Annotated in this window: 11 protein-coding genes; 9 read left to right on the top strand and 2 right to left on the bottom strand. The window is 52.3% G+C overall.

Going from position 1 to position 11,236, the window contains the following annotated elements; genetic code table 11:
* The first annotated feature begins 239 nt into the window (after window positions 1-239).
* On the top strand, window positions 240-971 hold the full coding sequence (locus tag ACXJJX_RS01295) for an RNA 2'-phosphotransferase (RefSeq protein WP_456431110.1): 732 nt from the start codon (window positions 240-242) through the stop codon (window positions 969-971).
* Here the strand turns inward: ACXJJX_RS01295 and ACXJJX_RS01290 are convergent.
* Complete coding sequence (locus tag ACXJJX_RS01290) at window positions 968-2,140, bottom strand: class I SAM-dependent methyltransferase (RefSeq protein ID WP_456431108.1); 1,173 nt, start codon at window positions 2,138-2,140, stop codon at window positions 968-970. The two genes, ACXJJX_RS01295 and ACXJJX_RS01290, sit on opposite strands and share 4 nt — an antisense overlap.
* A gap of 118 nt (window positions 2,141-2,258) precedes the next feature.
* Between ACXJJX_RS01290 and ACXJJX_RS01285 the strand changes: the two genes are divergently transcribed.
* From ACXJJX_RS01285 to ACXJJX_RS01270, 4 genes are read left to right on the top strand one after another with little or no spacing between them, the layout of a single operon-like run.
* Window positions 2,259-3,128, top strand: coding sequence for an EamA family transporter (locus tag ACXJJX_RS01285; protein ID WP_456431106.1), 870 nt, complete (start codon window positions 2,259-2,261; stop codon window positions 3,126-3,128).
* Complete coding sequence (gene murJ / locus ACXJJX_RS01280) at window positions 3,128-4,717, top strand: murein biosynthesis integral membrane protein MurJ (RefSeq protein ID WP_456431104.1); 1,590 nt, start codon at window positions 3,128-3,130, stop codon at window positions 4,715-4,717. The genes ACXJJX_RS01285 and murJ overlap by 1 nt, the downstream gene beginning before the upstream one ends.
* Window positions 4,718-4,724: 7 nt before the next feature.
* Window positions 4,725-5,420, top strand: a complete 696-nt coding sequence (locus tag ACXJJX_RS01275) for a GGDEF domain-containing protein (protein ID WP_456431102.1) — start codon at window positions 4,725-4,727, stop codon at window positions 5,418-5,420.
* Window positions 5,417-6,181, top strand: coding sequence for a MinD/ParA family protein (locus ACXJJX_RS01270; RefSeq protein ID WP_456431100.1), 765 nt, complete (start codon window positions 5,417-5,419; stop codon window positions 6,179-6,181). The genes ACXJJX_RS01275 and ACXJJX_RS01270 overlap by 4 nt, the downstream gene beginning before the upstream one ends.
* Here the strand turns inward: ACXJJX_RS01270 and selB are convergent.
* A complete protein-coding gene (gene selB / locus ACXJJX_RS01265) occupies window positions 6,178-8,097 on the bottom strand; it encodes a selenocysteine-specific translation elongation factor (RefSeq protein WP_456431098.1) in 1,920 nt (639 codons plus the stop codon). The two genes, ACXJJX_RS01270 and selB, sit on opposite strands and share 4 nt — an antisense overlap.
* Window positions 8,098-8,193: 96 nt before the next feature.
* Between selB and mltG the strand changes: the two genes are divergently transcribed.
* The 4 genes from mltG to ACXJJX_RS01245 all read left to right on the top strand — a co-directional run bounded on the left by mltG (window position 8,194) and on the right by ACXJJX_RS01245 (window position 11,206).
* On the top strand, window positions 8,194-9,312 hold the full coding sequence (mltG, locus tag ACXJJX_RS01260) for an endolytic transglycosylase MltG (protein WP_456431096.1): 1,119 nt from the start codon (window positions 8,194-8,196) through the stop codon (window positions 9,310-9,312).
* 199 nt (window positions 9,313-9,511) lie between these two features.
* Window positions 9,512-9,970: a division/cell wall cluster transcriptional repressor MraZ gene (gene mraZ, locus ACXJJX_RS01255; RefSeq protein WP_456431094.1), complete on the top strand. Its 459-nt coding sequence runs from the start codon at window positions 9,512-9,514 to the stop codon at window positions 9,968-9,970.
* Window positions 9,971-9,977: 7 nt separating this feature from the next.
* Entirely contained in the window at window positions 9,978-10,856 is an 879-nt protein-coding gene (rsmH, locus tag ACXJJX_RS01250) for a 16S rRNA (cytosine(1402)-N(4))-methyltransferase RsmH (RefSeq protein ID WP_456431092.1), read from the top strand.
* Window positions 10,853-11,206 carry a hypothetical protein gene (locus tag ACXJJX_RS01245; protein ID WP_456431090.1) on the top strand — a complete coding sequence of 118 codons (354 nt, stop codon included), beginning with the start codon at window positions 10,853-10,855 and terminating at the stop codon, window positions 11,204-11,206. Before rsmH ends, ACXJJX_RS01245 begins: the two co-directional genes overlap by 4 nt.
* The last annotated feature ends 30 nt before the right edge of the window (window positions 11,207-11,236 follow it).

Genomic DNA, 11,236 nt, shown 5'->3' with positions numbered 1-11,236 from the left:
ATAAGACCGGCCAGCTCCTGGGCAGAGAACCCCTCCTCAGGATCAAGACTTGAGATGGTTGAGATGACCTCCGAGAAACCGGGAAGATCCGCTGTCTCACAAATGTTTTCCGCAAGCTCTTGGATCTCTTCCCAGGATATGGTCTTGTTCATAAAGGTTCCTGGGGGCAACGATGAGATGATTTCTTGAGCCCTTGCCTATATTCTCGGAAGTTAATTTTTTTTTGCTAAATTGGTTCTATGGACAAAAGGAAACTTAGCCGTTTGGAGAAGCTAGTTTTTTACATTTTGGCCCACCGGCCCGATGAATTTGCCTTGGCCCCAAATGAAGAAGGCTTCTTGGAGCTTAAAGAGCTGGCTCAGGCCATCCGCGAGGAGCCAGGCTGGGGGCATATCCGGGAACAGACCCTTAAGAATCTTTTTCTTTTTGACCGGCCGGAGCGTTTCGAATTTCGTGAAGGTCTAGTTCGGGCCCTTCCTGGCCTAAGGGATAATCATCCCCTTCCTACTCCGGCTACACCCCCTTTACTCCTTTACGCAGTGATAAGGCAGCGAGCCTGGTTCCATGTTTCTCAAAAGGGCCTTTCGCCTAGCAAGGGACGATTCATCAGGCTTTATGCCTCCCAAGAACTTGCCGAACGGGCCAGAGGACGCCTGGGGCCCAGGGCCATCCGGCTTGAGGTCCTGGCCCAGGAGGCCCAGGCTCAGGGTACGGCCTTCTGGAGGGTTGGAGAATTGGTCTATCTCTGTGAATGGCTGGAACCCCAGTTTTTGAAAGGTCCTTCTCTAGACCGGGAGAACCTTGGATTCCCAAAGAAACGCCAAGATAAGAAGGCCCGGGAGAAAAAGGCCACCAAGGAGCCAGCTCCGCACCAGATGCCTGGTTCAACTACTCTTAAGGATCCGGCCAGAAAGGGCCGTCGGAAGGATCCGGCCTGGAAGAGACACCGCCGCCGTTTTCGTCGTTCCTAAAGACGCCTTCCCCAGACGGCAAAGACCGGATCAGCCTCTTGTCGTTCCGGAAAAAGGACGTCTGACACTGGTCGAGGGAAACCCCGGGCCGAATAAGTGTTGAGGTCTTTAAAGGCCCCGGTGGCCAAGAGATGTTCTAGGGCGTAGCCCATCCTTTCGAACGGATGGAGATCTATCCAGAGTTCTGTAGCTCTGGGGGCTAAGAAACGGTCGGTAAAGGTAAGGAGAAAGACCCCTTTGGGTTTGAGGACCCGGGCCACCTCCTTGGCTATCTTTCCGGGATCAAGGAGATAAGGTAGGCTTAGGTTTAGAACTACGGCCTCAAAACTTTCTCCTTCAAAGGGGAGTCGAGGATCCTGGTTAAGGTCCTGGATAATCTTTTTCTCCAGCTTTGGGTTTCCGGCAACTGCTGCCCGGGAAGGAGAGACGCCGGTGATCTTTTTTCCTTCTGGGAGGAAACTTTCGCTTAAGGAGAAAAGCTCTAATATAGGGCCATCGGGGAGGATCCGGCGATTGATCTCAAGGATAAGATCGGCGGCCTTTTCATCGATAGGCAGTCGTCCTTGGGGCTGACTGTAAAACTCGGCATCTGGGCGGTTATCAGCCCTTCTTTGGGCCTTAGGCCCCCCGAAGTCCGTAGGCGTCTTGCCAAATCGGGCCTGGATACCAGGGCCATCAGTGAGGATCTCTCCCCAATCCCGGACCCGACCTCCCCGTTCTTCCCCACCGCGGATGATATCCAAAACCTCGATTTCTAGCTCCAGGGGTTGGCCAGCCAAAGGATGATTGAGATCAAGGACCATAACTTCTTCGGTAAGTTTGATGATCCTGGTGGGGCGGATGTCGGCATTGTAGAAACCGGGGAGGTTGAAGACCCCACGGGGATAAAAACGACCCAGACGGGGAATATCTCCCACTTTCTGGGTCCGGAACCTTATGGGGGCGGCCCGGCGGATCTCGGCCTCATCTCTTTTGGGGATTAGGGTTCCTGGGGGGAAGGAGAACCGATAGCGGTTGCCAGGTTGAGCCTTTTTGAGGATTTTGGCCACCTCGGTCGGCCAGAGATCCCGCCAAAGGTTGGCCTTTACGAAGTAGCGCTCCTCATGGTTAGCTACCTCGCTTTTCCAGTAGAGACGACAATCAAGATGGAGGATAACCTTGTTGGGCATAGATTACCCCTTTGTTTTTTTTCAGATTCTAAAAATACCAGTTTAAATCATCAACGCAGCCTTTTAAAAAGTTTAGGTCACTTTCCCTTATCATTTAAGGCCATTAGGATAGATGACTATGTGGTTTGTTTGGGCTCTGAGTACGGCTTTAGCCTCTTCGGGGGCGGATTTTTTCACCAAAAAGTATCTTAGTCATCTTTCAAGCCCGGAGATGGCCTTGGCCCGGGCCCTAGGACCCTTTGTCTTCTTGGCCCCGGCCCTTTTTTTTATCCAGATCCCCCCTCTGGATGAGACTTTTATAAAGGCAGTAGTAGTCCTTTTGCCTCTGGAGACAACAGCCCTTCTCCTTTATATGAAGGCCTTAAGGCTTTCCCCTCTTTCACTGACAGTGCCTTTTCTTTCTTTTACCCCGGCCTTTATGATCCTGACCGGAGCCCTTATTCTCAACGAACGCCTTACCCCTTGGGGAATTGCCGGCATCCTTCTCATCGTCTCTGGAAGCTATCTTCTCAACCTGGGTCAGATCAAAAACGGCCTCTTGGCTCCCTTTCGGGCCATCTGGCAAGAGAAGGGTTCTTTGCTGATGATTATTGTGGCCGCTATCTATGCCATTAACTCTGTTCTGGGTAAGCTGGCTGTCCTTCATTCGAGCCCTCTTTTTTTCGCCGTATTTTATTTCGTCCTCCATGGCCTTTTTGCCACCTTCGTTCTGAGGATCCTTTTTCGGGTAAGGTTGAGAAAGATCTTTTCGGCCCGAAGGGGTTTTGTTTCTGTGGGGCTTAGTCAGTCGGCAATGGTTATCTGTCATATGACGGCCATTAGTCTGGTTGAAGCTGCCTACATGATTGCCGTAAAGAGGCTGAGTCTTCTTTTTAGTGTGGCCTTTGGGGGGCTTTTTTTAAAAGAGGAGTCCATCGGGTCCCGACTCCTCGGGGCAGGCCTTATGGTTGCCGGCGTGGCCTTGATCGTTCTTATGGGAAGAGGCTAATGGAGGAGACCAGAAAGCAGATTGCCCGTTCGGCTGGTCAGGTGAGCCTGGCCGTGATGGCCAGCCGCATTTTGGGGCTGGTGAGAGAACAGGTCTTGGCTGGACTTTTCGGGGCAGGCACGGCCATGGACGCCTATGTGGTGGCCTACCGGATCCCCAACCTCCTGCGGGATCTTTTTGCCGAAGGGGCTCTTTCTTCGGCCTTTGTAAGCGTATTCAGTGCCCAGGATCAAAAACACGGCACCCAGAAGACCTATCAGTTAGCAAATGCCGTTCTGGGGGCCATGAGTCTGGTGGTCCTAATCATAGTCTTTGCGGGCATCGTTTTTTCGGAAGATTTGGTCAGGCTTATGGCTCCGGATTTTTCAGCCGTCCCCGGGAAGATCGCCCTCACGACCCTTCTTACCCGAATCATGTTCCCCTTTCTTTGGCTGGTATCAGTGGCAGCCATCTTTATGGGTATCCTGAACACCAAAGGGGTCTTCTTTGTCCCCTCACTGTCTTCGGCCTTCTTTAATGCCGGCTCTATAACCGTTGGGGTGGTCTTGGCCATAGGACTTCAACATTTAGGTTACCCAGCCATTGTGGGCATGGCCATTGGGGTTTTGGCCGGAGGAGGCCTTCAGGCCGCCGTCCAGCTCCGGCCTCTGAGACGCCTAGGATATCGTCCCCGGCCGGTTATTGATTTTAAAGACCCAGGGGTAAGAGAGGTCTTTCGGCTTATGGTTCCGGCAGTGGTAGGGCTTTCGGCCACCCAAGTTAATATCTTTGTCAATACCTATTTTGCGGCCAGCTGTGGAGAGGGGGCCGTGGCTTGGCTCAATTACGCCTTTAGGCTGATGTATCTTCCCATTGGCCTTTTTGGGGTGGCTATTTCCTTGGCCACTCTTCCTGTGGCCTCCCGGTTGGCGGCCAGAGGATCCCTTTCTGAGCTGGGTAAGACCTTTTCCCAATCGGTGGGCCTAACCCTCAGCCTTTGCCTTCCGGCAGCAGTAGGGCTTATCGTTCTGGGGGAGCCCATCGTCCGGATCATCTTTGAACACGGCCGTTTCTCCCCCAACGACACCCTCATGACGGCCACAGCCCTTTCTTTCTATGCCCTCGGCCTCCTAGGCTACTCCGGAGTCAAGGTGGTGGTTCCCATATTTTATGCCCTGGGAAGACCAAGATGGCCAGTAGTGGCCAGTTTTGCCTCGGTGGGATTGAACATAGCCTTTATTGTGGCCTTTATTGAACCTCTAGGGTTTCGGGCCATCGCTCTGGCTACCGCCCTGACTATCTCTTTTAATTTTCTTTTTCTCTCGGCCGTTCTTTATCGTCTAATCGGGGGATTTCCCTTGAGTGAGATTGTTGTCTCTTCTTTAAAGGTGCTCTTGGCCTCGATGGTCATGGCTCTGGTCTGCCTCCTATGTCGTCCTTACATCTCGGGCCCTTTGGCCCTTCAGGTTATGGTCGCTCTGGGGATTATTTTCCTGGCAGCTCTGGTCTATTTTGTCCTTCTTTTGGCCTTGAGATCTTCGGAGGCAAGCCTTCTTAAGTCCCTCGTCCTTCATGTTCTTCAGTCCATAAGACCAAGGGCCGATAAGTAGGACACCGATGGACGCCTATCAAGACCTTCTCAGACGCCTCTGGGAGGCAGCCAGGGACAATCATCACCCCCTTTTGACAGAGGCCGCTCAAGGGCTTGAGAGCCTCATTAGAAGATGTCAGGAGCTAGAGAAGGCGGTGGTTATAGACGAACTGACCGGTCTCTACAAGCTCTCTTACTTTAAGGAGCAGGTGGAGGCTGCCCTCGAACAGGCCCGGCGAGGTAACTTTTCCTGCTCGCTAATCATGCTCGATCTCGATTTCTTCAAACAGATAAACGATACCTATGGCCATCAGACAGGAAACATGGTCCTTCAGGCTGTAGCCCGGACCATTGCCAGGAACATCCGCAAGACAGATACTGCTGCCAGATACGGGGGCGAGGAGTTCGCCGTCTTGCTTCCAGCCACTGGTCTGGAGGGAGCAGTGGCCCTTTCGCGACGTCTTAAGCGGGCCATCGCCAGGGTTAGGGTCAAGGATAACGGCCAGGAGATCAAAGTTACGGCCAGTCTGGGAATCTCGGTCTTTAAACCCCACCAGGAGATCGGCTGGGAGGAATTTTTACGTCAGGCAGACGAACAACTCCTGCGGGCCAAGCAGGAAGGGCGCAACCGGATCTGTTATCCGGATTGGCGCTCTCTTTATCCGGCCGAGGCTGGGGTTTCTGCTGAAGAGAAGGGCCTTTTGTTTGGGAGGAAGAGATGATCCTTAGTGTTACCAGTGGCAAAGGTGGAGTAGGCAAGACCAGCCTTGTGGTCAATATGGCCAAGGCCATTGCCGACTCAGGAGGTCGGGTCCTGGTGGTTGATTGTGATCTGGGGTTGGCTAATGTGGATATACTCTTGGAGTTGGCTCCGAGCAAAAACATCCAGCACGTCATTATGGAAGGAGAACCTATTGAAGAGATTGTCATCTCTGTCCCCCAGGGCTTTGATGTCCTGCCAGCATCCTCCGGAGTGGCTGAGCTGACCAGACTCGATAACGAGGCCAAAGAACATCTCCTGGAGCATCTCCAGGGTCTCTGGAGTCGGTATCAGTGGGTTCTTTTTGATACCGGGGCCGGGATTGGAGATACAGTTATCTGGTTCAATAGCTTAGCTCACCGGGTTGTCGTCATCATTACCCCTGAACCCACCAGCCTGACTGATGCCTACGCCCTGATCAAGGTCCTCCACCGTCACCAAGGCCGGAAGGACTTCTGGATAGTGATCAACGAGGCCTCTGGTCGACGCGAAGGTCAGAGACTCTTTGAACAGATCAGCCGGGTGGTTGATCGTTTTCTGGCGGTGAGGGTTCATCTGTTGGGGGTTATCCCGCGGGATAAAAATCTTTTTCAAGCCGTAAGAGAACAGAGGCTTCTCCTTGAGGGCTGGCCCCTTTCTCCTGCCTCTCAGGCCATTCGAGACATTGCTTCGATCGTCTTTTCCTGGCCTAGTCGACTGGGTCGAAGTCGAACGAAGGCCTAAAGATCCTTCTTCCTCAAAACCCGCTTGTCCCCAATCCTCAGGGTGACCTTCTTGTGGTCCAAATACTCTAGAAGGGGAATCATATATTTCCGACTCGTTCTGGTCAGCTCTCGAAACTGGGCAATGGACATCTCCTTGTTTTCCTTGAGGAAGGAGACGACCTTTTTTTCTACCTCCTTGAGGACATCTTGGTGAAAGTAAAGGCCATCTTTGAGGCGGACCAGACGTCCTTCCTGGACAAGATAGTCAAAGAGCTTGAGGGCCAACTCCGGTTGCTCGCGAAAACGTGAAAGGGCCTCGTCTCGATCCGGGACTTTAAGTCCAGCTCGGCGGAAGATACTCTCAATCTGTCTCTTAAGACGCTCTTGCTCTTCGGCCAAGACGATCTTGTGGCTGGAGAGTCTGATGACTTCTTGATCCTGGATGATCTGTCCTTTGCTGATGAGTTCGTTGAGCAGTTGGGCAAAGGCCCGCTGGTCAAGCTCAGAAGGAAGGCGACTCCTTAGTTCTTCTTTGGATAGACCCCGAAGAAGGGGATTTTTTTGGTGAAAGAGCCGGAGTCTTTCAAGGATTATCTCCTTAAGCTCCTGCCATCGACGACCCTCAAGAAGAATCGTTCGCCCCTCGGCCTCAAGAGCAACGACCTTTTTTTGGGTTTTGAGCCGGGAGATGATACCCTCAAGTGCCTTGTCGAAGAGGGCTGTCCGAATGGAGAGCTCTTCCAGGGTGAGACCCTTCAGGGCTGCTTGGCGAAGATGATAAAGAATAAGATCTTCATCGTTGGCTTCCTTGAGGAGGCGAAGTTCCTCTAAATGTCGGGGTTGGGACCTTTTCCTTTTAGGGGGCAAGGGATTGAGGACGGTTCCCCCACCGATGGTGATTACCGGAGAATAGGAGCGGATGACGTAGTGATCCCCTCGCCAGACTGCTACCGGTCTTTCAAGACGAATCTGGGCCAAGGCCTCCTCGCCTGGGGCGAGTTCTTCGTCACCAAAAAGGACTATCCGTCCCAGAGTCTCGCAGGTTCCTACATGAAATCTTACGCGGGTTCCGGTCTTAAGAGGCCGACCAGCTTCAGAGAGATAACGCAGATGCAAATCCAAAAGCCAGCTCGGCCGAAGACCTCCGGGCCGACAGACCACATCACCTCGCTCAAGGGATTCTTTCTCCAGCCCCTGAAGATTGAGAGCCGTTCGTTCTCCAGCCAAGGCCTCCTCTCGATCTTGGCCATAGACCTGGATGTTTCGCACCCGACCTTTAAGCCTTTTGGGCATAATCTCTATTTGGTCTCCTACGCGGATGCGACCCGAAATGGTGGTCCCAGTGACTACCGTGCCAAATCCCCTGACAGTAAAGACCCGGTCTATAGGCATTCGGAAGGGTCCTTTTTTAGAGCGTTGCCTGATCTGAGCAACCAGATGGTCCAAGATCTCTTTGAGTTCAGCGATTCCTTCTCCATTAGTGGCCGAGACAGCCACTATCGGAGCTCCTTCGAGGAAGGTTCCCCTGACAAAATCGCTGATCTCTTCCCGAACTAGTTCCAACCAGTCTTCTTCTACCAGATCCTTTTTGGTGAGGACGACCAGACCAGTCCTTACTCCCAGGAGATCACAGATGGCTAAATGCTCCCTGGTCTGGGGCATAATCCCTTCGTCGGCGGCGATAACGAGAGCCACCAGATCTATGCCACTGGCTCCGGCAACCATGTTCTTGACGAATCTCTCATGACCAGGGACATCTACTATACCGATAATTTCTCCACTTGGGAGTTTGAGATGGGCAAAACCCAGCTCAATAGTGATTCCACGGAGCTTTTCCTCTTTAAGGCGATCGGTGTCTATACCGGTTAAGGCCTTGACTAAAGTGGTCTTACCATGGTCAATATGGCCGGCAGTGCCAAGGATGATCTTTTTCACCAGGGGGTCCTCCTCAGAGCTTTTCTTTCAGGATCTCCTTTGGGGTAAAGCTCTATTATTACTGTGAGCCACAGGGGGCGTAAAGAAGGCAGCTCCATGGACCGATTTCTCAAATGGCGTTATGCTCTTTTTTTCTACTTATTTTGTCTTGGGGCCTATTATGGTGCCCTTTATCTAATAAGCCCGCCAGAGCCCACAAGTGATGAAGTTCAGATCGTCTATATTCGACCAGGAACCCCTTTTATTGAGGTAGCCAAAGAGCTTGAAGAAAGAGGCCTTGTCCGCAACCGCTACGCTTTTCTCATCTTGGCCTATCTGATGGGAGAGATAGACAAGATCAGAGCCGGTGAATACGAACTTTCCCCGGCGGAAAAAGCTATCCATATCCTTGACAAACTGGCCCGAGGTGAGGTCATTCAGCATATTATTACCATCCCTGAGGGCTACAATGTCTATCAGATTGCCCGGCTTCTTGATAAGGCCTCCCTGGTTGAGGCACAGAAATTTCTGACGGCCTGTCGAGAGAAGGCCTTTCTCAAAGCTTTAGGGATAGAGGCCACTTCTTGTGAGGGATATCTCTTTCCGGATACCTACTATCTTACCCGAGGGATGCAGGCCCAGGATATCATTCGGCAGATGGTAGAGCGTTTTTGGGAGGTCTGGGAGAAGAACAATTTTTCAACTCGGGCCCAGGAGCTGGGGCTCAGCGTCCATGAGGTCCTGACCCTGGCCTCTATTGTTGAGAAGGAGACTTATCTTGAATCTGAAAGACCCATTATCGCCGGGGTCTTTTTCAATCGTCTCAAACGGGGTATGCCCCTTCAGGCCGATCCTACGGTAAGATACGGGCTCAGTAAGTTTCGCCGGCGATTGAGCCGCCGGGACCTGCGCCATCCGAACCCCTATAACACCTATTTGCGCCCCGGCCTTCCCCCAGGCCCTATTGCCAATCCGGGCCTTTCCTCTATTAGGGCCGTCCTCTGGCCGGCCGAGACAAAATACCTCTACTTCGTGGCCAAACCAAATGGCGGCCATCACTTCTCCCGGACCCTTCGGGAACACAACCGGGCTGTCCGCAAATATAGGCGTCGCCATCGCCCCACTTCCTACCACCAAAGAGGCACCGTTAGGAAGGATAAGAAGGCTCTAAAAGGGGATAAAACTCCCCAGCCGGGGGGACTTCTCCCCAATCACCTCGAAAACGGATCTCCGTAACTTACCCTCTTTCTCTCCGGAGTTTCCTTTTATTGGCCTTTTTAGTCAAGATATTGTGTCTTTACATCTTTGATCCACAAAATATGGATCTAGCGGTTTTTTTCTTGACGGTGGCAAGGTGCTTAACTATAGTGGCGCTGAGTGGGGCAAGGTGGGGTACAGGGGGAGGCCAGACCATGGCAATGCCTAGGAGGGTCTCTTGTTTCGAGGGCGGTCGGCCCATACGCTGGACAACAAAGGGCGTCTCAGTATCCCGGCGCGTTTTCGGGATGTCCTTCTGGCCAAGTATGATCAACGTCTTATCGTTACCAATCTTCCCTACTGTCTGGTGGCCTACCCCTATGAGGAGTGGCGGCGGATAGAAGAAAGCTTCAGTCAGGAGCCCCTGCAACGGCCCGAGGTCCAGCGTTTTCTTCGCTTTTTTATCGCCTCTGCTGTGGAGTGCCCCTTAGATAAACAGGGCCGAATCTTAATCCCTCAGCACCTACGAGAAGAGGCTGGACTTGAGAGGGAAGTGGTCCTCTTGGGCCTTCTTAACCGGTTTGAAATCTGGTCTAAGGATCGATTGGAAGAGGAATTAAAACAGGTCAGGGATAACTTTGAGCACTACAGTGAATTCGTGGCCGACATCAGCAAACTCCCAGGAGGTATATCATGAGCCCGTTTTGGGCCAAGAGGCCGTCTCGGCCCTTAGGGCTGCTGCTGGAGGACTCTTTGTCGATGGCACCCTGGGCCTTGGAGGGCATACTGAGGCCATCGTCCAGGCCTCATCTGAGAGCCGGGTTGTGGCCCTGGAATGGAACGAGGAAAGTCTGCTTCTGGCCCAAAGGAGGCTTGCTCCTTACAGAGACCGGATCCTTTTTTTTCGGGAGAACTTTGCCTTGGTGGATGAGGTCCTTTTGAGGGCAGGCATAAGAGAGGTTTCGGGGATGCTTCTTGATTTAGGGCTTTCGTCCTTTCTCATTGAGCATTCAGGAGGTGGTTTTAGCTTTCTGAAGGATGAGCCCCTTGATATGCGGATGGACAAAAGGATCAGTCTTACGGCTAAAGATCTGGTTAATAAGGCCCCGGAGAGAGAACTGGCTAACATTATTTATCAGCTAGGGGAAGATCACTTTGCCCGCCGTATTGCCCGGGCCATTGTCAGCTACAGGGAGAAAAAAAACATTGAGACTACCGGACAGCTGGCAGAGATTGTCCTCAAGGTCTATCCTCCAAAATATCGATATGGTCGAAGACATCCGGCGACCAGGACCTTTCAGGCCCTACGAATGGCCGTAAACCGGGAACTAGAAAATCTGGAGATCTTTCTTAAGAAGGCTCCAGATTTTTTAAGTCCTGGGGCCAGGTTGGTCGTCATCTCCTTTCACTCCTTGGAGGACCGTCTGGTCAAAAGATACCTTCGGGAAGATCCCCGCCTGAGGCCGGTTACTAAAAGACCTATCAGGCCAACCAAAGAAGAAATCACCCGCAATCCTCGGGCCCGGAGTGCCAAGATGCGAGTGGCCGAAAAGCTCAAGGGCCCGGAAGGAGGTCGGTTATGAGCAGATCTGCTACCCTGAGAATCCCCCGTCGGGAGGCCCTCGGTCCCCGGAGTCTTCATCTTAAGGGCCGAGGTCGGGTTCGAAAGGCCGAGGCAAAATTGGCCTCTATTTTGCTTTGTTTATTTTTGCTGGTTACTGTTGCCATCTCGGCAGTGATTGCCTATAAGCTTCACCAGATGGGTCAGATAATTGCTACTCTTGAGGCAGAATACCAGAGCCTTAACAATCAAAAGAAGAAATTAGTCGATGAAGAAAATAGACTACTTGCTAAGGATAGGATCATCGGTTTGGCTAAAAAATACCATGGTCTGCGAGAGCCTCGACCAGGGCAAATTATCAGTCTTGACTGACAAATTTCAGACTAACAGAGGGAATTTTGA

Source organism: Thermosulfuriphilus sp. (assembly GCF_054026695.1).
The sequence above is the reverse complement of the archived record's forward strand: the minus strand, read 5'-3'. Positions and strand labels throughout refer to the sequence as shown.

Coding starts and splice junctions, on each gene's coding strand:
- ACXJJX_RS01245 (WP_456431090.1), top strand. CDS start 10,853: ATGAGCAGATCTGCTACCCTGAGAATCCCCCGTCGGGAGGCCCTCGGT.
- ACXJJX_RS01275 (WP_456431102.1), top strand. CDS start 4,725: ATGGACGCCTATCAAGACCTTCTCAGACGCCTCTGGGAGGCAGCCAGG.
- ACXJJX_RS01270 (WP_456431100.1), top strand. CDS start 5,417: ATGATCCTTAGTGTTACCAGTGGCAAAGGTGGAGTAGGCAAGACCAGC.
- ACXJJX_RS01295 (WP_456431110.1), top strand. CDS start 240: ATGGACAAAAGGAAACTTAGCCGTTTGGAGAAGCTAGTTTTTTACATT.
- murJ (WP_456431104.1), top strand. CDS start 3,128: ATGGAGGAGACCAGAAAGCAGATTGCCCGTTCGGCTGGTCAGGTGAGC.
- mltG (WP_456431096.1), top strand. CDS start 8,194: ATGGACCGATTTCTCAAATGGCGTTATGCTCTTTTTTTCTACTTATTT.
- ACXJJX_RS01285 (WP_456431106.1), top strand. CDS start 2,259: ATGTGGTTTGTTTGGGCTCTGAGTACGGCTTTAGCCTCTTCGGGGGCG.
- ACXJJX_RS01290 (WP_456431108.1), bottom strand. CDS start 2,140: ATGCCCAACAAGGTTATCCTCCATCTTGATTGTCGTCTCTACTGGAAA.